At 56.1% G+C, this 20,308-nt stretch carries 18 protein-coding genes; 17 read left to right on the top strand and 1 reads right to left on the bottom strand.

Going from position 1 to position 20,308, the window contains the following annotated elements:
- Positions 1-16 precede the first annotated feature (16 nt).
- Positions 17-1,774 carry a GspE/PulE family protein gene (locus tag KSY55_RS06095; RefSeq protein ID WP_254881862.1) on the bottom strand — a complete coding sequence of 586 codons (1,758 nt, stop codon included), beginning with the start codon at positions 1,772-1,774 and terminating at the stop codon, positions 17-19.
- 336 nt (positions 1,775-2,110) lie between these two features.
- On the opposite strand from KSY55_RS06095, the gene KSY55_RS06090 reads away from it, so the two are divergent.
- From KSY55_RS06090 to KSY55_RS06010, 17 genes are all read left to right on the top strand, one after another.
- Positions 2,111-2,896 (top strand): prepilin-type N-terminal cleavage/methylation domain-containing protein, encoded by a 786-nt coding sequence (locus KSY55_RS06090; RefSeq protein ID WP_022244707.1) that lies wholly within the window; start codon positions 2,111-2,113, stop codon positions 2,894-2,896.
- Positions 2,897-2,908: 12 nt separating this feature from the next.
- Positions 2,909-3,571, top strand: coding sequence for a type II secretion system protein J (locus KSY55_RS06085; protein WP_226565329.1), 663 nt, complete (start codon positions 2,909-2,911; stop codon positions 3,569-3,571).
- A gap of 515 nt (positions 3,572-4,086) precedes the next feature.
- Positions 4,087-4,557, top strand: coding sequence for a type IV pilin protein (locus KSY55_RS06080; protein WP_065441165.1), 471 nt, complete (start codon positions 4,087-4,089; stop codon positions 4,555-4,557).
- Between the two features lie 114 nt (positions 4,558-4,671).
- Complete coding sequence (locus tag KSY55_RS06075) at positions 4,672-5,946, top strand: type II secretion system F family protein (protein WP_117501669.1); 1,275 nt, start codon at positions 4,672-4,674, stop codon at positions 5,944-5,946.
- A 21-nt stretch (positions 5,947-5,967) separates the two neighbouring features.
- Entirely contained in the window at positions 5,968-8,343 is a 2,376-nt protein-coding gene (locus tag KSY55_RS06070; protein WP_254881863.1) for a hypothetical protein, read from the top strand.
- 24 nt (positions 8,344-8,367) lie between these two features.
- Positions 8,368-9,192: an A24 family peptidase gene (locus KSY55_RS06065; RefSeq protein WP_022244702.1), complete on the top strand. Its 825-nt coding sequence runs from the start codon at positions 8,368-8,370 to the stop codon at positions 9,190-9,192.
- 46 nt (positions 9,193-9,238) lie between these two features.
- Complete coding sequence (gene pilM / locus KSY55_RS06060) at positions 9,239-10,285, top strand: type IV pilus assembly protein PilM (RefSeq protein ID WP_117675392.1); 1,047 nt, start codon at positions 9,239-9,241, stop codon at positions 10,283-10,285.
- A gap of 7 nt (positions 10,286-10,292) precedes the next feature.
- Positions 10,293-11,261 (top strand): hypothetical protein, encoded by a 969-nt coding sequence (locus KSY55_RS06055; RefSeq protein ID WP_004220697.1) that lies wholly within the window; start codon positions 10,293-10,295, stop codon positions 11,259-11,261.
- Between the two features lie 12 nt (positions 11,262-11,273).
- A complete protein-coding gene (gene pilO, locus KSY55_RS06050; protein ID WP_004220695.1) occupies positions 11,274-11,885 on the top strand; it encodes a type 4a pilus biogenesis protein PilO in 612 nt (203 codons plus the stop codon).
- An 81-nt stretch (positions 11,886-11,966) separates the two neighbouring features.
- Positions 11,967-13,442, top strand: coding sequence for a glycine--tRNA ligase (locus tag KSY55_RS06045; protein WP_004220693.1), 1,476 nt, complete (start codon positions 11,967-11,969; stop codon positions 13,440-13,442).
- Positions 13,443-13,471: 29 nt separating this feature from the next.
- Positions 13,472-14,701: a tRNA dihydrouridine synthase DusB gene (gene dusB, locus KSY55_RS06040; protein ID WP_081019094.1), complete on the top strand. Its 1,230-nt coding sequence runs from the start codon at positions 13,472-13,474 to the stop codon at positions 14,699-14,701.
- 177 nt (positions 14,702-14,878) lie between these two features.
- The gene (gene ftsZ, locus KSY55_RS06035) at positions 14,879-16,123 is read left to right on the top strand and encodes a cell division protein FtsZ (RefSeq protein WP_004220691.1); all 1,245 of its coding nucleotides are present in this window, start codon (positions 14,879-14,881) and stop codon (positions 16,121-16,123) included.
- Positions 16,124-16,153: 30 nt separating this feature from the next.
- On the top strand, positions 16,154-16,633 hold the full coding sequence (locus tag KSY55_RS06030; RefSeq protein ID WP_004220690.1) for a cell division protein SepF: 480 nt from the start codon (positions 16,154-16,156) through the stop codon (positions 16,631-16,633).
- 93 nt (positions 16,634-16,726) lie between these two features.
- Entirely contained in the window at positions 16,727-17,008 is a 282-nt protein-coding gene (locus tag KSY55_RS06025; protein WP_004220689.1) for a YggT family protein, read from the top strand.
- A 108-nt stretch (positions 17,009-17,116) separates the two neighbouring features.
- A complete protein-coding gene (locus KSY55_RS06020; protein WP_118268993.1) occupies positions 17,117-18,775 on the top strand; it encodes a DivIVA domain-containing protein in 1,659 nt (552 codons plus the stop codon).
- A gap of 21 nt (positions 18,776-18,796) precedes the next feature.
- Positions 18,797-19,345: a signal peptidase II gene (locus KSY55_RS06015; protein ID WP_004220687.1), complete on the top strand. Its 549-nt coding sequence runs from the start codon at positions 18,797-18,799 to the stop codon at positions 19,343-19,345.
- Positions 19,342-20,280, top strand: a complete 939-nt coding sequence (locus KSY55_RS06010) for an RluA family pseudouridine synthase (protein WP_004220686.1) — start codon at positions 19,342-19,344, stop codon at positions 20,278-20,280. Before KSY55_RS06015 ends, KSY55_RS06010 begins: the two co-directional genes overlap by 4 nt.
- The last annotated feature ends 28 nt before the right edge of the window (positions 20,281-20,308 follow it).

Genomic DNA, 20,308 nt, shown 5'->3' with positions numbered 1-20,308 from the left:
TCACACGATTACACAACTACACGGTCACGCGAAGCACTTCATCCACGGAAGTAATGCCTTGCAGAACCTTCTGCCAGCCATCCTCACGAAGCGACGTCATGCCTTTCGACTTGGCCGCCTGCTCGATTTCCAGCGACGTGGCGCCACGCGCGATCAAATCCTCCATCTGCGTGTCCACGCCCATTACCTGCTGAATGGCCACACGCCCGTGATATCCGGTGTTGGAACATTCACGGCAACCCATCGCACGGTACACGGTCGGCAACGGAGAGCCGGGCGTATATGGCACACCCATCATCTTCAACTCCACGGGAGTGGCCGTATCGGCCTTCCGGCATTTCTTGCACAGGCGCCTCGCCAGACGCTGCGCCATCACCGCAGCCAGCGACGAGCTCACCAAAAACGGTTCCACGCCCATTTCCGTCAAACGCGTCACCGCACTCGGAGCATCATTGGTGTGCAACGTGGACAGCACCAAATGGCCCGTCAGCGAAGCCTCGATCGCAATGGTCGCCGTCTCCTCGTCTCGAATCTCACCGATCAGCACCACATCAGGGTCGGCACGAAGAATCGAACGCAACGCGGCGGCGAAGGTCATACCCGCCTTATTGTTCACCTGCACCTGATTGATGCCCTTCATGCGGAATTCCACAGGGTCTTCAACCGTGATGATGTTGATTTCCGGGCGGGCCACATCGCCCAACGTCGCATACAACGTGGTCGACTTACCCGAACCGGTCGGACCAGTCACCAACACCATGCCGTACGGGCGGTTGTACGCTTTGGAAAACACATCGAAATTGCGTTCGCTGAAATTCAGATCCTCCACTTTGAGATTGCCCGAAGGCGTGCTCAAAATACGCATGACGATTTTCTCGCCCCACACCGTAGGCAATGCCGCCACGCGAAGATCAACCTTCTGACCGTTGTGACGTACGGTAATACGGCCATCCTGCGGCTTGCGGCGCTCGCCGATATCCATTTCGGCCATGACCTTAATGCGGCTGATCACACCTTGGGTCATGGCGCGTGGCGCTTTTTGGAAGATATGCAACACGCCGTCGATGCGGTAGCGTACGAGCAGACCGTCTTCCTGCGGTTCGATATGGATATCGGAGCAGTGGTCGTCGATGGCCTGGTTGATGAGCAGACTTACGAAGCGTGCCACGGGGGAGGCGTCTTTGCTGTCGTCTTGTTCAAGGTCGACTTCTTTTTTCGCGGTCGCGGCGATCTCGTGCGATAGTTCGGTCAACTCCGCATTGGCGCGCAGGAACCGGTTGATGCAGTCGCGTACCTGCGATGGCATGGCGACCATGGCGATGACGGGCATGCCGGTTGTTGCGGAAACATCGTCTACCGCGGCGAAATTTTTCGGATTCGCCATGGCTACGGCGATGCGCCCGTTGACGATGGAAAGCGGCAGAAGCTGGTTGCGTCGGCACAGATCGTCGGGAACCATGCTGATGACTTCTTTGTCGATCTGGTATTCGTTGAGGTCCACGAACGGCAGGCTCATGCCTTGCGCCAACGCCATGGCATATTGGCGTTCGGTCTGTTCGTCCATGCCTTCGGTGGACGTTGGCATGGCGGGAAAATCTCCGGTGACGTCGCTTGTCGTTGCCGCATGGCGTGGTGTGCTCGGCGTGAACACCTGATGGATCTCGCCGGTTGTCGGCGCGATCGGATCCATACTTTGCGGGAAAGCGTTCGGCGTGTCGCTGTTTTTGTTTCGCCTGAGGAAGGGGAAACGGCCTCCCGAACCGGCGTCGCTCATAATGACCTCCTGCACCGCATGCGCGCTTATGCGCCTGTCATACGGCATAACATGAAACCCCAAGCAAACGGCAGCATTTGTGGGGTGGCTGATGTTCAGTTGTTCGAAGTCATGTGAGCTACAACGATTGCAGTATTGTGTACTGCTAAATCAGCATTGTAGCCGCAAAAACAGGTAAAAGCTAATCGGGGCAAAGTTTTTTGAGAAATATGTTGCTGTGAAAACGTTGGCAGAATATCGTGATACAGTAACTCATGTTTATGGCACCGCGTTTGGTTGCGTGCCGAATTCCTGCCGCTTCCAATGATGGGGTGGCATCTTGTGAAGGAGCTGCTCATGGAGTACAGCTTGCGCACAGCGGGAGACGCCCCCGATTCAGGGGTTGCGGCGAGTCGCGTCAATCGATTGCCAAAACGTGGCGAGTCCGGCTTCACGTTGGTGGAAGTGCTGGTGGCGATCGTGGTGTTGAGCATTACGGGACTTGCCGCCGCACAGTTCGCCATTACGGCCATTCGCACGTCATATGCGCAGCAGCAGCGGTCCACCGCCGTGTCGCTGGGCGACGACGGCATGGAAAGAATGCGTGCGCAGATCGCCAATGTAGACGCCAACCAATATCTCGATGAACTCATCAAAGGCATGGGGGAAACGTCCGTCACCGCCGCGCAGAAGAATCTTTCCGACGTTGGCGCCATCGCGTCGCAATTGGCGGATCTGAGCTATACCAGTTCGCCTGATCCAGACAAGAGCAAGTATATTCAGCCGGTTCGTGCCACTGCGGGCAAGGACGCCAAGCATACCGAATATACGGTGAACACGGTGGTGGAGCGCTGTTTCCGTGCCAGCGGCGAGATCTCGTGCAAGACCGCATCTCAGCTGGGCATTTCCCGTAGTTCCGCAACGAGCTATACGGCCAATACCTCAACAAGCGCCACGGCCGACATTCTGGATCCGGGCAAAACGGTATCGGGCGCGTTCACGTTCGGTGCGCACACGTATATGCCCATGATCCGCGTGGTGGTGGGCGTCACATGGGACGACAACATGCATCAGGGCAAAACCTGCCTGTACACCACGTCGGAACTGCTGGATATTGGCGTCGACAACAAGCTCATCATCTAGTGAGGGGTTGCAATGAGCGGAACAACAAGCGGAAAACTGCGTATTCGCGCCGTCGCGCAACGTATGGCGCGCGGTGAAAGCGGCGTCACCTTGGTGGAGATGATGGTGTCGCTGTTCATCTTCGCCATCGTCTCCACCATGTTCACCACGGCGATCGTGCAATACCTGCATTCCACCAGTGCGGATGCGATACGAAGCAGGTCTTCCACGGAAATAGCCACGTCGGTGCAAAGCCTCGACCGGTATGTGCGCTACGCGGAGGGTGTTGAGTATGACGCCACGAACCATACGCTCACCATGGTCACTCCGGGGGATTCTGGTGCGAAGCAGTGCGTGGTGATCACGTACCAGGACGCCACGTGGAAGAACGGTACGGTAAGCGATTACGGCAGCGTGAAGGTAAAAACGAAGCCGTATGATGCGTCCGTCACGTCATGGAGCACGCGCGCGGTGTTGGGGTCGGTAATGAACAACGAGTCGGGAGGCACGTCTGATGATTCGCTGTTCGCCTCGCGATTATTCACGGTGGATGGCACCAATCGGGTGGTGCGTTATTCGCCGGTGACGGGGTCGTATGTGAGCGGCAAGCCGGTCACGTCGAATACGTCCACGTCGTTCACCGCACGCAATGTGAAATCGGGTGGAACTGCAATCGATTTCACTCCGTGTGGCTGAGTGTTCCGCTAGGTCTTGCGGCAGACGGCTGGTTCCTTATGGAGCCAGCCGTTTTTTGTCGCCCCGTCAGCACCCTGCGACACGCCCGAAAAGGGTGGTTATTCCAGTTTTTTCAAAAAAACGTGACTGCAAAGATTTGCTGAGCGATTGTACTGAAAAACAAGCTATTTGTGGTGTTGTATTTTTTGTTGCACGATTTTGGTTTTGTGTTGTACCTTTTGTGTCCGCTTGAAAAAGTGTGATTTGCTTGATGGTTGTGAAGGGGGTTGTGGGGTAAACTAAAGCGCTTTTGTGCGGATGAAGGATGAGGGGAAAATGAATCGAAAATGAAACGCTCGTAAAACGATTGACGCCGGAATAATGGTTCTGCAAACGATGTCAATGCGGATAAAGTTAGGACTGTTGGTTATGTGAGCCAGCAGCCCCCACAAGGGGACGATCGATAGAAGAACGCCGCGAAGCTCCATCGTGGGATGCGAGCGGCGACCTTTCCCGAAGGAAAGAAGGATTCAATTATGAAGAGCGTGCGCAACGCACTCAACCGCCGCGCCAAGGGCGAAAAGGGCTTTACCCTTGTCGAGCTGCTCGTGGTGGTCATCATCATCGGCATCCTCGCCGCCATCTCCGTGCCGATCTACCTGAACCAGCGCAAGTCGGCCTGGAACTCCCAGACCGAGTCCGACGTCAAGAACGCCAGCCTTGTGATGGAAACCATCATGACTAACAATAATGGGAAAGTTCCGACTCTGAAGGCTTCTTCTTGCACCGGTTCGTCAACTAACAGCAAGTGCGACATCTATGATGGCAATGAAGTTACGGTGAGCGATGGCGTCACTATCGTGATTACTGCGACGGCGGGTGCCGGAACTTATACGGTCGAGGGCACCAACTCGAACAACACGGGCTGCAAGAACTATGTCTATAATTCGGCAAATGGTTCCGTCAGCAGTACAGATCATAAGGATTTGGTTGCGAAGCAAGACTGATTGCCCCGCTGACTATGGGATCTAAAGGTATCGGAGCGTATGAGGTATCGCTCCGATACCTTGTTCCATATCCATATTCGTTCTATTGTTCGTCAATCATTCCATGGGGGAGTAATGGCCAGGGAACAGGCGCAAGTGGCATTTCAAAACGGCACCAAGAAGTGGCGTTACAAGGGTGTTTCCGCTGACGGCCGCACCAAGCAGAAGGGCGTTATCGAAGCGCAGACGCGAGATCAGGCCATCGATCGCGTGAATAAGCTCGGTCTGATTCCAACGGAACTTGTTGACGTGAACGCAGGCACCGGTCTCAATACCAATATTGAAATCAAAGCGTTCGAAAAATATCCAAGCAAAAAAGACTTCGCGGTTATGTCACGTCAGCTTGCCACCATGGTGGCGGCAGGCGTCTCCCTGATTCGCGCACTGAATATCGTTACTGAACAAATCGGAAATGTGAAACTGCGCAATGCGGTACGTGACTGCATGCAGCAGGTTGAGGCGGGATCATCGTTTTCCGAAGCAATGGACAATAATCCCGACCATCTGTTCCCGCCCATTATGACCAACATGGTGCGGGCCGGCGAAACCGGCGGCTTCCTTGACAAATCCCTGATTACCGTGGCCGACAGCTTTGAAGCGGACGTGCGTTTGCAAGGTCAGATCAAAGGCGCACTGGCTTACCCGGTGGTGGTGCTCGGCATTGCTGTGCTGCTGGTGGGCGTGATGCTGCTGACCATCGTGCCCATGTTCGACAGCATGTATGCGTCGATGGGCGCGGAACTGCCATGGGTCACGCAGATCATGGTTGATATGGGCAAGGCCGCACCGGTTGGCATTCCCGTGATCATTGTGTGCGCGGTGGCGTTCGTCATGTTTTGGAAGCGCAATCGCAACAAAGACATCATTCGTACCTGGTGGGATCCGTTCACGTTGAAGGCGCCCGTGTTCGGCAAACTGACCACCAATGTGGCATTGGCGCGATTCTGCAACAATTTCGCATCCATGCTCGCTTCGGGCGTGCCCATTCTGCAGGCGCTTGACATTGTCGGATCCACATCCGGCAATTATGTAATCGACGAAGCATCCAAACGAGTGTCTCGACTCGTGGAACGCGGCTATAGGCTGGCGGACAGTATGGGTACCGAAAAAGTGTTCCCGAACATGATGGTGCAGATGGCGGCGATCGGTGAGGATTCCGGCGCCATCGACCAGATGCTCGCCAGCGCGGGCAAAGCGTATGACGAAGAAGCGCAATCCATCGCCAAACAGCTCACTTCGTTGCTGGAACCGTTGATGATTCTGGTGCTCGGTAGCGTGGTTGGCTTCATGGTGGTGGCATTGTACATGCCGATGTTCTCCATGTTCGACGCCATCAACGGGCAAGCGTAAGCGAAAGCGGGAAGGTTGAACATGAAGAACGGATTGTGGGCCGGACTCAACCGCAGGTATCGTGCCAGATTATGCCAACGCATGGGGGAGCGGGGCGCGGCCATGATGCTCGCGGTACTGTTCGTAATGGTGGTGCTCACCACGTCGGCACTGGTAATGACCATACTGCTTTCGCAAGCATTGCCGTACAGGAATAATAAGGAGAACGCGCAAGTCGGGTATGCCGCCGAATCTGGACTCGAAGTGGCATTGAGTTTCCTGCGCGAAGCGGAAGCAAGCAAGGACTATAAGAAACTGCTACCGTCGACCGCATCAAACACTGGCAATGCCAGCTTGGATGAGACCTTCACTACAGCATCGGACGGGTCGGTGCTGCTCAACAATGCGGAAGTCAGCAACGACGTGTCGGCAACGGGCGTGAGCTCGTTCACTCCAGACGATATCTCGTACCGAGTGCAAATCGGATATTATGACGACGATCCAAGCTCATCGCCGGCCAAACGACTCACATCCGAAAGCGAGCTGAAGAACGCGAAATATGCGTGGGTGCGTTCCTACGGGTATATCAACAGGTATCCGAATGGGCGAAGCGCGGGTACGGAAACCAGCGCGCGCCGAGCCATGAGCGCCATCTACCAATTCGAGACAGCGAGCGGTGATGACAGCTACGTGATTTCCACCAAGGGTGGACGTCTCGGTATGGGCTTCTACGCGGCAGCGCCAAACAACGAGCGCCGTACCAACCAGCCGACCTGGAAGGAAATCGCCTCATATGATGTCGATGAGAACGGTGATCCGACCGGCATGGTGAACTATGTCAACAAGCCTGGCTCCAAGAATGCGGCCGACGCTATGAGCAATACCATCACTATGAATCCGGCAAACCAAACTTGCATGCTTGCCACCACCAAGCCTGTAGACAAGGTCGAAACGCTTGACGCCATGCTTGACCCGAACGGCAAGCCGGTGGAAGGATCGGCGTTGGTGATTCTTATGCAGGCGCATAAGAAAGACTCCAGCAGCGACGACCTGTATTACACGGAACAGTGCAAAGCCAACGGCGCCTACAAAGACCTGAACACATGGGTGTATTGGAAGGATGATTCCATTCGCCCTGCATCCAATCTGACATTGTGCGTTACCGGAGCTGACATTACGCATGTTGGCGGAGGCACTGCAGGAGCCGCCACATTGCAGAAATGCGGCGAGTCGTACGGCCCCAACTACCAAAACGACTATTACACCGATCCTGACAAGAAAGCGCAGCAAGACGAAAAGAACGATCCGTCAAGCCTGCTCAACAAATACCAGAAGTGGGCGTTCTATAACGGTTTCATCAATGCGGGCTACTACAACGAGCTAGATAGCGTGCGCGATGAGGCGAACAAGTATGATGCGTCTCTGCCGGAATCGCAAGGCTATGCCGTTGGCGGTGTGCAAATGCAGAAGAAGACGCGCTTCCAAGTGCTGGAAGTTTCCAACAAGGCGAATGTGGGCGCCACTATTCAATATCTGAGCGGCGGTCACTGGGCGTCCAACGTCGATGATGCTGTCGATTTGACTCCGCATTTCCTGATGGTGTCGAAGTGGGATTATTCGCTCACCGACGTGAAATCCTGGTTCGACGTGAACGGTGATTTCGAAGACGCCACCGCATCGTTCGGACAGGCGGGAGAAGCCGGCTATGCCACGAAGCAGATCGTCAATGAAACGTCCGGATTCTGCATTTCGTCATCGCAAGACGGATTCGACGCATACACGTCAACCTGCCGAGTGGGTGGCGGTGATTTCAACCCATACTGCTACCACAACACCATCAATGGCAATCCGGCGCAATCATCTTCCGATCTGCATCAGATCGACTACTGCGGGGTGTCCGATTCCACCAAGCGTAAAACCGATCAGGCCGAATATGTTGAAGACACGTCGAGTGACGGCAGTGGCGTGAACACGCAGATTTGGACGATGGTGAACGGGCCGAAGCGTTGCTATGGGTTCGGCGGTTCGGGCAAATTCCAACTTATGGAATGCTCGGCTGCGCCAACATTCACCCGATACAACGAAAAAGCGTCTGACGAGCACAGTAAAGGTACGTTCCAACTCAACGGTCAATGCCTGACGGAAGTGTATCCGGGAGACAAAATCGACGGCAATCCCTCATACTCCGGACGTATCGACGGGCATGCCGACGTGATTATGGCCAAATGCGGATCGTCACGAGACTTTTTGAACCGAGAAATCAAATCGCAGGTGTGGAATGCCTCGGTTAACCTCGGAACAGGCGGCTCAGGCGGCGGCGTGATTTATGGCGGTGGTAGTTCTACCACATTGGAGCCATCCTCCACCAAAGGCTACGTGACATCCAAAGAACTGAACCCGTCCACTATCGCATGGTGAGCGCTGCGCGAGATGGATGTGAACATGAGCATTGTGAACGATACGCCAACTGTGGTGCTGCTACTCGTGGCATCGCTGGTAATCGGCTGCATTTTCGGATCGTTTCTGAACGTGGTGATTTGGCGCGTGCCCAACCACATCAGCTTGGTAAATCCGAAACGCAGTTTCTGCCCGAACTGCGAAGCCCCGATCGCATGGTATGACAATATTCCCATCATTTCTTGGCTGGTGCTCGGCGCGAAATGCCGGCATTGCAAAGAGCCGATCGCCGTACGCTACCCGATTGTGGAAGCGTTGGGCGGACTGTCGTTCCTCGCCGTCACCTTGGGGGCGCTATTCGGCGCGTATTCGCCATGGATATTGCCGGAACTCTACGTATTCGCAGCGGTTTCGATCGTGATCGCATACATTGATCTCGACCATCATCTGATCCTCAATGTTGTGCTATTGCCAACGCTGATTGCAACACTGGCACTGCTGGCTTTGGCATCACTCGGTACGAATGAGTGGAACAGGCTCGGTCGCGCTGTGATATGTGCGATAGTGCTCGGCGCGTTCTACCTATTGCTTTCCATCATATGGAAAGGTGGCATGGGCGATGGCGATATCAAACTTGCGTTCATACTTGGCTTGATTACGGGCTGGCTCGGATGGTCGCAATTCATCATCGGGGCGTTCGCAGCCTTCTTTATTGGAGGATTCTTAAGTCTTGTGCTGATTATCGGCAAAAAAGTCGATATGCATGGAGGCATACCGTTCGGACCGTCCATGCTGCTCGGCATATGGCTTGGCATATTCGTCGGGGCTCCGATCGCCACACTGTACTTGCAAGTGACGGGACTCGCCTGAACCAATCCCCAGCCAACCTGCAACACGTTATATATAAGGAGAGAGCATGAGATCAATAACGGCGCTGTCGATCGCGAACGACGCCATCCGTGCGGCGGTCATAGCAGACCCGTATTCGGATCTGCCCACCATCAAGCATTTCCAGGCGATCCCGTTGCCGAACGGAGCCGTAGTGGATGGCGAAGTGGTCGACCATGATGTGGTGGCCGGACTGCTGAACACACTGGTGAAGCGATTCAAATTCCCCCGCGAGGACACGACTCTCGTCTACTCCAGCCGACGCATGGTGTTTCGCGAGGCGGACTTTCCCTACATGTCGCTGAACGATCTGAAATCCACCTTGCCTTTCCAAGCCAAAGGCATGATTCCGCTGCCTATTGAGGAATCCGAGCTCGACTTCGTGCCATTGAACGTCATCGACAGCGAACAAGGCAAACAGTTGCACGGCATACTCGTGGCGACATTGCGTAACGGACTGGAAAAAACCGCGCGCACAGCCGAAGACGCGGGATTTGTGATCACATCGATCGATGCGGGCCCGTTCGCGCTTGCCAGACTGTTCGCCGACACCAACCAGCAGCAGACCGAAGCGGTGGTCAACATCAGCGGCAACGGCACCGACGTGATCGTGCTCGAAAACGGGCAGCCCGCCTACATGCGCGTCGTGCCATCCGGCGCGGATGACGTGACTGACGCCATCGCCAACGCGCTCAGTATCTCATTCGAAGACGCCGAACGCATCAAAAACCAGATCGGCCTGCAAAACGTGACCGGCGACGAACGACTCGAAAAAGCCGAGGAAGTCATCCGCGAAACCACGGCGCAGCTGATCGTCGGCATCCGCAATACGCTCAACCTGTACGACGTGGACCATGCGGGCGGCACCATCAGCGGCGTGGTGCTTACCGGAACCGGCGCACGACTGATCGGACTGCCGCCGGTATTGGCCAGTTCCATCAACAAAGTGGTGCGGATCGGCGACCCCTTCATCCGTTTCCGGCTTTCCAAAGAAGTGGAACGGCAGAACATCATGGCGCACGCGATCGATTTGGGCGCAGTGCTTGGACTGGTAATCGGAAAGAAGCCGAGGTGAACGGACGATGAGCAGAAAAAACAACGGAAGCATGAAGCAGATCGGCAGCTCCCACCGCGGTCGACGCGGCAAAATCAAGGATAATCCGAATCCTGAAACCAGTGATGGCGAGAAAACCTCGATTTTGTCGATGAATATTTCCGACATCGGCAAAGCGCTGCGTGCGAGCAGTTCGAAAACCTCCAAAAAGGCTGATCTGCCCGCCGAATGGAATGTGCGCGCCAACCTGCTGCCACGTTCCATCGTGACGCTCAACCGTGATCGTGCCATCAAATACTTGCTGTCATACGTGCTTATCGTGGTGGTGGTTGCGGCCATTGCCATCAGCGCGGGCATGGCGGTGCGCGTGAGCTGGGCCGACCATCGCGTGGAGGAGGCACAGGCGAAAACCCTGTCGTTGCAGAAGGAAAAGGCGGAATTCAAAGACGTGGAAGACACGTTGAACTCGCTGTCCGATTCGCAAAGGTCACGTATCGCCGCGCTCTACGACGAAATGGATTGGATGAAGGTGGTGGATTCGCTCAATGGCGCGCTGCCAGCCGGAGGCCAGTACACGAACCTGTCGTTGAGCAGCTTCCAGATTGGCGGGTCTGACGCTTCTTCGCATAGCGCTACATCTTCAGTATGGTCTGGGAATGGTGTGATTTCCGTTGATTTTACCGTTCTTTCTCCAGATTTCATATCTGCAAAAGATTTTATCGGTAATTTTGCTGCAATTCCTACCTATAAAACAGGCTATGTGAGTTCCATTACCGAAAACAGCGATGAAAACGGCACCACCTATACATACACGGGAACGGTGTCGTTGAAGATGGATACCAATACCACGTCACGAAGCGACAACGCGGCCGGTGCTGACGAAGCCAACCGAGCATTGCAGCAGCAGCTACGCGACAGTCTGAACAAAGCCGCGGCAGGGGAGTCGACTGATACTACCGACAGCGCGACCGCAACTGACGAAACATCCAATGAATGATCGGGAGCAATCATGAACAAGCATAAAATCGCATGGATCGCATTGGCCGCAGGTATTGTCTTCGTCATCATGCTGACATGGCTGGTCGGCGTTTCCCCGCAAATCAGCCATATCAAATCATCCGACGCGCAAACTGCGCAAATCGATGAGAACAATAAGGAAACACGCGACGAAATCGAAACATTACGCATCGCCAGCGAAACGATCGGCCTGCAGAAAGACCGTTTGCGCCAGTTGCAGCGGCAGATTCCAGACGGCTATAACCAGCAGGAATTCATCAATTCGTTGGATGCGTCCGCTGCGGGAACCGGCGTCGCCATCAAATCGGTGAATTTCGATGATGCGGTCGACGCCGACATTCCAGCTGAAATGCAAGGTACCATTCAAGCCGGTCAGCTGGTGCAGGTGTCGGTAAGTATCACCGCCACGGGAAGCTATGATGCCATGCGTAATTTCGTGGCATCCGTGCAGAACATCAACCGTATCGCCGTGCCGGAAAATGTGACCTACACACTTGACAGAAACGGTGACGAAACGAAAAATGCCGTGGTGATCGATTGCAAGATCTGGTCGCTATTGCTCGACAACGACACGGTTGAAGACGAGAACGCCACGAAACAGTAACGCGGGTGGCGTTCTGTCACCGCGTAAAGGTAGGCTTTGCGCTTGTAAAGACCCCAAACCGTTCAAACCAGAAGGTGCATTGTGGCTGTATCCAAACTCGATGAAGTCGTATCCCTCGCCAAGCGTCGTGGCTTTGTTTTTCCCGCCGGTGAAATCTATGGTGGAACCCGTTCCGCGTGGGATTACGGTCCGCTCGGCGTTGCGCTGAAAGACAATATCAAGCGCGAATGGTGGCGTTCCATGGTCGTCACCCGTGGCGACGTGGTGGGCGTTGACACGTCCATTATTCTTCCGCCGGCCGTGTGGGTGGCTTCCGGTCACGTGTCCGTGTTCAACGATCCGCTGATCGAATGCCTCAACTGCCACAAGCGCCACCGCGCCGACAAGCTTGAGGAATCCTATGCCGAAAAGCATGGCGACAAGCTGCCGGAAAACGGCCTGAAAGACATTGTGTGCCCGGATTGCGGCACCCGTGGCAACTGGACCGAACCGCGCGACTTCAACATGATGCTGCGCACCCACCTCGGACCGGTCGAAGACGAGAACTCGCTGCACTACCTGCGTCCGGAAACCGCACAGGGCATTTTCGTGGACTTCAAGAACGTGATGACTTCTTCGCGTTCCAAGCCGCCGTTCGGCATCGCCAACATGGGCAAGTCCTTCCGTAACGAGATCACTCCGGGCAACTTCATCTTCCGCACCCGCGAGTTCGAGCAGATGGAAATGGAATTCTTCGTGGCTCCGGGCACCGATGAGGAATGGCACCAGTACTGGATCGACGCGCGTACCCAGTGGTACATCGACCTTGGTGTGAAGCCGGAGAACCTGCGCCATTATGAGCATCCGAAGGAGAAGCTGGCCCACTATTCGAAGCGTACCGTCGACATCGAATACAAGTTCGGCTTCCAGGGTTCCGATTGGGGCGAGCTTGAAGGCGTCGCCAACCGTACCGACTTCGATCTTTCCGCGCATGCCAAGCATTCCGGCGAGGATCTGAGCTACTTCAACCAGGCCACCGGCGAAAAATACGTGCCGTACGTCATCGAACCGGCCGCCGGCCTGACCCGTTCCCTCATGGCCTTCCTTGTTGACGCCTACGACGTTGACGAGGCCCCGAATACCAAGGGCGGCGTCGACAAGCGCACCGTGCTTCGTCTTGATCCGCGCCTGGCTCCGGTCAAGGCCGCTGTACTGCCGTTGAGCAAGAAGCCGGAATTGCAGACCGTGGCACACGATCTGGCCGCCGATTTGCGTCAGCATGACTGGATGATCGACTATGACGAGGCCGGTGCGATCGGTCGTCGCTATCGCCGTGAAGACGAAATCGGCACCCCGCTGTGCATCACCGTCGACTTCGACACGCTTGACGATCAGGCCGTCACCATTCGTGAACGTGATACCATGCAGCAGGAGCGCGTCGCACTCGACAAGGTGGCTGATTATGTGGCCGCACGTATTGGCGAGAAGCATGTACGTTACCCGCAGGTGCCGGTTGAGATGGGCGGCGAGGCTTGGCCTGAGTCCGTCAAGATCGCCGAAGCCGGTGGCTTGTATTAAAGCTGGATACTGGTTACCATAGCGTTCTTATGCCAGATAGCATTGTGACTGCTTACGAGGAATCCGACGTGCTCGACCCGCGTACCGACGCGGTGAGGCCGTCGGTTCCTCCGGTTATGAAGCCTGTTGATTTAGGGCCGGTACACGTTGAAACCCCGGTGGTGCTTTCGCCTATGGCGGGCGTTACCAACTGGCCGTTCCGCGTGATTTGCGAAAGCTACGGACCGGACGGTCTATACGTGGCCGAAATGATCACCGCGCGCGCGTTGGTCGCACGCAATCCCAAAGCGTTGCGGTTGTGCCATTTCGCGCCGAGCGAGAAAATCCGTTCGCTGCAACTGTACGGTGTGAACCCGGCGATCGTGGAACAGGCCGCGAAAATCGTCATCGACGAAAACATGGCCGACCATGTCGATCTGAACTTCGGATGCCCCGTGCCGAAAGTGACCCGACGCGGCGGCGGATCGGCTTTGCCGTGGAAGACGGATCTGTTTCGCGAGATCATCCAGCGTGTGGTCAAGGTCTGCGATGCTGCCAACGTGCCGGTGACGGCTAAAATCCGCGTCGGCATCGACCATGAGCATGAAACGTTCTTGGAAGCGGGCCATATCGCGCAGGAGGAAGGCTGCAAGGCGGTGACCTTGCACGCGCGTACCACCGCCGAATATTACGGCGGGCATTCCGACTGGAGCCGGATTGGCGAGCTGGTCGAAGCGCTTGACATTCCAGTGTTCGGCAACGGCGATATTTGGGGTGCGAACGATGCGCTTGCCATGGTTGCCGAAACCGGTTGCGCCGGCGTTGCGATTGGCCGCGGCTGCCAAGGCAGGCCATGGCTGTTCGCCGATATCAAGAATGCGTTCGCTGGCAGCGACAAGCGTGTTGACCCCACGTTAGGAGATGTGTGCCGTGTGGTTGAACGCCATGCGGAACTGTTGACCGAATTCTATGATGGCGATGAGCAGATGGCCGTGCATGATCTGCGTAAGCATATCGCGTGGTATCTCAAGGGATTCCCCGTTGGAGGCTCCACCCGTCGCGCGTTCATGGAATGTGAAAATCTTGAGGATGTCAGAGCCGAAATAGGCAAGCTGGATCCCAACATCTGTTTTCCCGAGCGAGTGGTCGACAAGCCAAGGGGGCGCGTGCGCTTCGCAAAGAAAGTGCATCTGCCTTACGGATGGTTGGAATCACGGGAAACAACGCATGATGAACGTCAGGCGTTGTTTGGGGATGATCCTATGGACGCCAGCTATTGAATATGACATGCTGATGTGGTTAAATCGTCGTGGGGGCACCGAAAGAGGGTAAATCGCAGGCGAAATGAACACGTTAGCAATAAAAAAGTGAAAAAACGCCGTTACACACGGCGAAAAGTGCGCGTACTGCAGCGTGTCTGCGATAAAGTTGTGCGTAAACGCGAGTGACAGGAGACTATGGTGAGCGAGATTGCCCAGACTGACAATTTCAACGACAAAACGAATATCAAGGTTGTCGGTGTTGGTGGAGCTGGCGGTAATGCCGTCAATCGCATGATTGCCGAGGGTCTTCAAAGTGTTGAATTCATTGCGATCAATACTGACGCGAAGGACCTGATGCGTTCCGACGCCGATGTCAAGATCTCCTTGAACGATGCCACCAGCCGCGGGCTTGGCGCAGGTGCCGACCCGGAGAAGGGTGCCAAGGCCGCTCAGGATCATCAGTCCGATATCGAGGAATCGCTCAAGGGCGCCGATATGGTGTTCGTGACCTGCGGTGAGGGTGGTGGCACCGGTACCGGTGCAAGCCCGATCGTGGCTCGCGCCGCGCATCAGCAGGGTGCCCTGACCATTGCGGTGGTTACCCGCCCGTTCAGCTTTGAAGGTCCCCAGCGTGCGGCTTCCGCAGCACTTGGCATTGAGAATCTGCGCAAGGAAGTCGATGCGCTGATCGTGATTCCGAACGATCGACTGCTTGAGCTTTCCGATCGCACCATCGGCATCGTCGATGCGTTCAAGACCGCCGACACCGCCTTGCTGGCCGGCGTGCAGGGCATCACCGACCTGATTTCTTCGAACTCGTACATTCACGTCGACTTCAACGATGTCAACGCTATTCTGCGTGGCGCGGGCACCGCACTGTTCGGCATCGGTTCCGCACGAGGCGAGGATCGCGCCACCCAGGCAGCTGAAATCGCCATCAGCTCGCCGCTGCTGGAAGAAAGCATCGAGGGTGCCCACGGCGCGCTGATCAATATCGCCGGCCCGTCCGATCTGAAGTTGCAGGAAGCGGCCGCCGCCACCCAGCTGGTGGGCAAGGCCATCCATCCGGAAGCACAGATCATCTGGGGTCTTTCCCTCGACGACGCTTACGGCGACGAAGTGCGTGTCACCGTTATCGCCGCAGGCTTTGATGCCAACTCCAAGAAGGCGGCTCAGGCTGAAGCCCAGAAGCAGGCAGAGCCTGCGGAAAGCACGGTGCCGCTGTCGGCGTTGTCCGCAGCCCCGAGGGCAGCGGCGGTTCCGCAGCAGCCCCAGCCTCAGCTTATTCAGACTCCGGAAGCCCCGAAGGTGCAGCCGCTGTCCACTTATATTCCGTCCACTCCGGAACCCGTCGTTCCGTCATTCGACCAGACCACCGAGCATGAAGTGGTGTCTTCGAACGATGCCGGCGATTTGGATATTCCGGATTTCCTGCGCTAAAAGCAACGCGAAGACGCGAAAGGATCGTTCATGGCAGGTTTTATGAAAAGCGCGATGTCCTATTTGGGCATGACCGACGTTGCCGAAGGTGACGAGGATTTCAACGAGGAGGCTGAGAGCAGCGAAACCTCGTTCGATTCCGACCATTCCGTGACCCCGATGGCTTCGACTCCTGCCGCGACGTCCGCACCGCGCGAGCAGACCAAAGCCAACCCGTTCCAAGGCGGAAGGGTGAGCCGTATCACCACGATTCACCCGAAATCCTATGAGGACGCTCAGCTGGTCGGACGTGCCATTCGCGACGGCGTTCCGGTGGTGCTGAACCTGACCGGTGTGGCCGAGGCCGTGGCATATCGCATTGTGGACTTTTCCGCGGGTGTGGTTTTTGGCGTGCGTGGCTCCATCGAACGTGTCACTCCGCGCGTGTTCCTGCTGAGCCCAGCTCAGGTGAACATCAAGGTTGAGGAACCGCAGGCGAATAACTCGTCGCACGATTTGTTCGCCGACTGATATAGACGAAAGCCGTTGCGAAAGCAGACTGCATGAAGCCTCCGTCACCCGTGATGGGGGCTTTGTTATGTTCTGTTGCTAAGGTGGTGCCCCATGATTTTGTCTTTGATCGGTAGCATCGTCCACTTTTTGGTGAATGCCTACATTCTGGTGCTGTTCATTCGCATGATTCTCGATTGGGTTGCTGTGTTGGCATCGGCATGGCGTCCACGGGGGTTGGTGTCGTCGTTGATCGACGCGGTTTACCAGTTGACGGAGCCCCCACTGCGCTGGCTACGCCAATATATCCGCCCTATTCCATTGGGTCCCATCTACTTCGATGTGGCATTCATCGTTCTTTATTTCATTCTCATTGCTATTGATTTCCTCATTTAATGTATGTCAAATGCCGATTTTTCGCAAAAAATCGGTGGTCCCGTGCTAGAGTCGAACAATGAAAGCAACAACAGCAAGGCATCAAGCCCAAAGCGAGGTGTAAGATTTATGGCTCTGTTGACGCCGAAAGATATCAGAGAGCATACCTTCCAGACCGTGAGGTTCAAGGAGGGGTATGACGTCGATGAAGTCGACGATTTTCTCGATCAGGTAACCGAGACGGTGGAGGCCCTTGGCAAGCAGGCGGTTGCCAGCGGCCAGGCTACTCAGTCCCTCGGCCCGGATGTTGCGGGGCTCAACTCCAAGATTTCCGAGCTCAGCGCCCAGGTTCAGTCCCTGCAGCAGGAGAACGCGACATTGAAGTCCGCCTCCGAGCAGGCAGCTGGCGCTGGTGATCAGGCAGCTCAGGCCGCACAGGTCGCAGCAGCCAAGCTCACCGAGGCTGAGGAAAGCAACCGTGCTCTGTCGGCTCAGAACGAACAGCTCAAGGGTCAGGTGGATCGCCTGTCCGCACAGGTCGACCAGCTCACCGCACAGGCGGCTGAAGCTGCAGGCCAGGCGGATCTGGGCGAACAGCTGACCTCCATGCAGCATGAGCGCGACGCATTCCGTGCACAGACCGAAGACCTGTCCCGTCAGCTGGCTTCCGCACAGCAGCAGGTTGTGGTGGCCCAGCAGCAGGCGGCTGAGATCCAGCAGCTCAATGCAAGGCTTGAAGAGGCTCAGGAGCAGGTCGCCCAAGCTCAGCAGCTCACGCAGCAGCATGCGGCACAGTCCCAGCAGCAGGATGAGCGTGCCCAGCAGCAGGCCGCGCAGATTCAGCAGCTTGCACAGCAGCTGCAGGAATCGCAGCAGCGTGAAGCCCAGCTGCGCGAGCAGGTCGCCAAGGTCGAACCGAGTACCGAAACCGGAAGCCTGCAGAAGATTGCAGGAGCCGCAGCCAGCGCCAACACGGAGCCGGAGCGTGCCACCGCCATGCTGACCCTGGCTATGCAGCTGCACGACCAGTACGTCGACAAGGGCAAAGCCAAGGCTAAGGAAATCACCGACGAGTCCCAGCGTAGGTACGATGAGCTCATCGGCAATGCCAACGATTACTCCAACCGCACTCGCACCGAAGCCGACAACTACTCCGAAGGCACCCGTTCCGAAGCCGATCAGTATTCGGCTGACACTCGTGCCAAGGCTGATGGCTACTTGAACCAGAAGACTCAGGAAGGCGATGCCTATCTGACCAAGCGTGCTCAGGAAGGCGATGACTATCTGGCGCAGCGCACTCAGGAAGGTAATGCTTACTTGGATCAGAAGACTCAGGAAGGTAACGCCTATCTTGCTCAGAAGACGCAGGAGGGTGATACCTACTTGGATCAGAAGACTCAGGAAGGCGACGCCTATCTTGCTCAGAAGACGCAGGAGGGTGATACCTACTTGGATCAGAAGACTCAGGAAGGCGACGCCTACCTTGCTCAGAAGACCCAGGAGGGTGATACCTACTTCTCCACGAAGCACAACGAAGCCGACGAATACGAGTCCGAAGTGCAGAAGCGCGCCTTCGACTACGATTCGAAGACCCGTACCGCAGCCGACGACTACGCCCAGCAGGTCCGCGACAATCTCGAAGCGCAGACCAAGGTCATCGAAGGCAACATTCAGGGCCTCAAGCAGTTCGAAACCGAATACCGTGCACGTCTTACCGAATTCCTCGGCCAGCTCGTGTCCCAGGTGTCCGACACGAACAACTATGATCAGGACTCCCAGGACGACTGAGATTAGGCTGTGTCTGACATCATGACAAATGATCAAAGACGGCTGCGCACCCGCGTGGCCGTCTTTGCGTGTATCGCCGTTGTGGCACTGGTACTCGACCAGATCAGCAAGGCATGGGCGCAGTCGGCGCTTGCCGACGGGCAGACGGTACGTGTGATTCCGGGCATCCTCTCATTCACGCTGGTGCATAATCCGGGTGCGTCCTTGGGCATGGGATCCAACATGACCTGGTTGATTTCGTTGCTTGCCATCGTGGCGTGCGTGGCGTTGGCCGTACTGGCAATCCGTACCATTTCCATGAAATGGACGGTGGTGTTCGCTCTTGCTTTCGCAGGAGCATTGGGCAATCTCATCGATCGTGTGATGTATGCCGAAGGTTTCCTTAATGGCAAGGTCGTCGATTTCCTCAATTACGGATGGTCGGTCGGCAATGTTGCGGATATTTTCCTGATGGTGGCGGGCGTCGCCGCCGTCGTACTGCTGTTTGTCGGAGAGCCCTTCAGCCAGAAGGATCTTGACGAACAGGCCGCAGAACAGACGAAACAGACGACCGGAGACCAGAACGCATGAGCCGTCTTGTTCCCGCACCCGACGCGCTTGTCGGCAAACGATTCGATGTGGCCGTGGCCAAGATGCTTGGTATCTCCCGAGCCAAGGCCGCGGAACTCATCGAAAGTGGACAGGCGCGCGTGCTTGGTCGTGACATTTCCAAATCATCGACTCTGCAATCAGGCGAAACCGTCGAATTCGATATTGTCGAGGAACGGACCGAGCCTGAACCGATCGCACGAGATATGGCAGTGGTCTACGAAGACGATGACGTCATAGTGGTCGACAAGCCAGTGGGTGTGGCTGCTCACGCTTCCGTCGGTTGGACCGGTCCGACGGTGCTCGGCAGTCTGCTTGACAGGGGAGTGCACATCACCTCCTACGGCGCCGCGGGACGTCAGGGTATCGTATCCCGCCTCGACGTGGGCACATCCGGATTGATGCTCGTGTGCAAATCTGACCTCGCCTACGTGGAAATGCGCAGGCAGTTCGCCGAACATGAAGTCGTCAAAACCTATCATGCGCTCGTGCAAGGCAATCTCAAGGAAAACAAGGCCACGATCGAAGCGCCGATCGGACGTGCCAAAGTCTCCGATTTTCGTTTTTGCGTTACGCCCGCCGGCAAAGAAGCCATCACCCATTGGGATGTGATGGAACGTTTCGGTGAGGCGACGTTGGTTTCCGTGAATCTGGAAACCGGTCGAACCCATCAGATCCGCGTGCATTTCTCGTCCATCGGACATCCGCTTGCGGGAGACGCCATGTACGGTGCCAATCCGCAGTTGGGTGAGGCATTGGGATTGGAACGGCAGTGGCTGCACGCCAAGCAACTTGAATTCCGCCATCCGCGAACCCATGTGTGGACCACGGTGAAATCGCATTATCCAGCTGATTTGCAGCATGCGCTCGACGTGATGCGCGGCAGGCACGACACACAAGACAAGCCTGAAGTGTGATCGCACGTCACCAATCACCGGTAGATTG

The sequence above is a fragment of the Bifidobacterium sp. MSK.13.1 genome (assembly GCF_019131435.1).
Taxonomy (GTDB): domain Bacteria; phylum Actinomycetota; class Actinomycetes; order Actinomycetales; family Bifidobacteriaceae; genus Bifidobacterium; species Bifidobacterium pseudocatenulatum.
Note: the sequence above shows the minus strand (reverse complement) of the source record. Positions and strands in the feature narration are given on the sequence as shown.

Bases quoted from the DNA above. Each gene is read 5' to 3' on its own strand.
- pilM (WP_117675392.1), top strand. From the start codon at position 9,239: ATGAGATCAATAACGGCGCTGTCGATCGCGAACGACGCCATCCGTGCG.
- KSY55_RS06020 (WP_118268993.1), top strand. From the start codon at position 17,117: ATGGCTCTGTTGACGCCGAAAGATATCAGAGAGCATACCTTCCAGACC.
- KSY55_RS06010 (WP_004220686.1), top strand. From the start codon at position 19,342: ATGAGCCGTCTTGTTCCCGCACCCGACGCGCTTGTCGGCAAACGATTC.
- KSY55_RS06080 (WP_065441165.1), top strand. From the start codon at position 4,087: ATGAAGAGCGTGCGCAACGCACTCAACCGCCGCGCCAAGGGCGAAAAG.
- KSY55_RS06055 (WP_004220697.1), top strand. From the start codon at position 10,293: ATGAGCAGAAAAAACAACGGAAGCATGAAGCAGATCGGCAGCTCCCAC.
- ftsZ (WP_004220691.1), top strand. From the start codon at position 14,879: ATGGTGAGCGAGATTGCCCAGACTGACAATTTCAACGACAAAACGAAT.
- KSY55_RS06070 (WP_254881863.1), top strand. From the start codon at position 5,968: ATGAAGAACGGATTGTGGGCCGGACTCAACCGCAGGTATCGTGCCAGA.
- KSY55_RS06075 (WP_117501669.1), top strand. From the start codon at position 4,672: ATGGCCAGGGAACAGGCGCAAGTGGCATTTCAAAACGGCACCAAGAAG.
- KSY55_RS06025 (WP_004220689.1), top strand. From the start codon at position 16,727: ATGATTTTGTCTTTGATCGGTAGCATCGTCCACTTTTTGGTGAATGCC.
- KSY55_RS06015 (WP_004220687.1), top strand. From the start codon at position 18,797: ATGACAAATGATCAAAGACGGCTGCGCACCCGCGTGGCCGTCTTTGCG.
- KSY55_RS06065 (WP_022244702.1), top strand. From the start codon at position 8,368: ATGAGCATTGTGAACGATACGCCAACTGTGGTGCTGCTACTCGTGGCA.
- KSY55_RS06030 (WP_004220690.1), top strand. From the start codon at position 16,154: ATGGCAGGTTTTATGAAAAGCGCGATGTCCTATTTGGGCATGACCGAC.
- KSY55_RS06095 (WP_254881862.1), bottom strand. From the start codon at position 1,774: ATGAGCGACGCCGGTTCGGGAGGCCGTTTCCCCTTCCTCAGGCGAAAC.
- KSY55_RS06085 (WP_226565329.1), top strand. From the start codon at position 2,909: ATGAGCGGAACAACAAGCGGAAAACTGCGTATTCGCGCCGTCGCGCAA.
- dusB (WP_081019094.1), top strand. From the start codon at position 13,472: ATGCCAGATAGCATTGTGACTGCTTACGAGGAATCCGACGTGCTCGAC.
- pilO (WP_004220695.1), top strand. From the start codon at position 11,274: ATGAACAAGCATAAAATCGCATGGATCGCATTGGCCGCAGGTATTGTC.
- KSY55_RS06090 (WP_022244707.1), top strand. From the start codon at position 2,111: ATGGAGTACAGCTTGCGCACAGCGGGAGACGCCCCCGATTCAGGGGTT.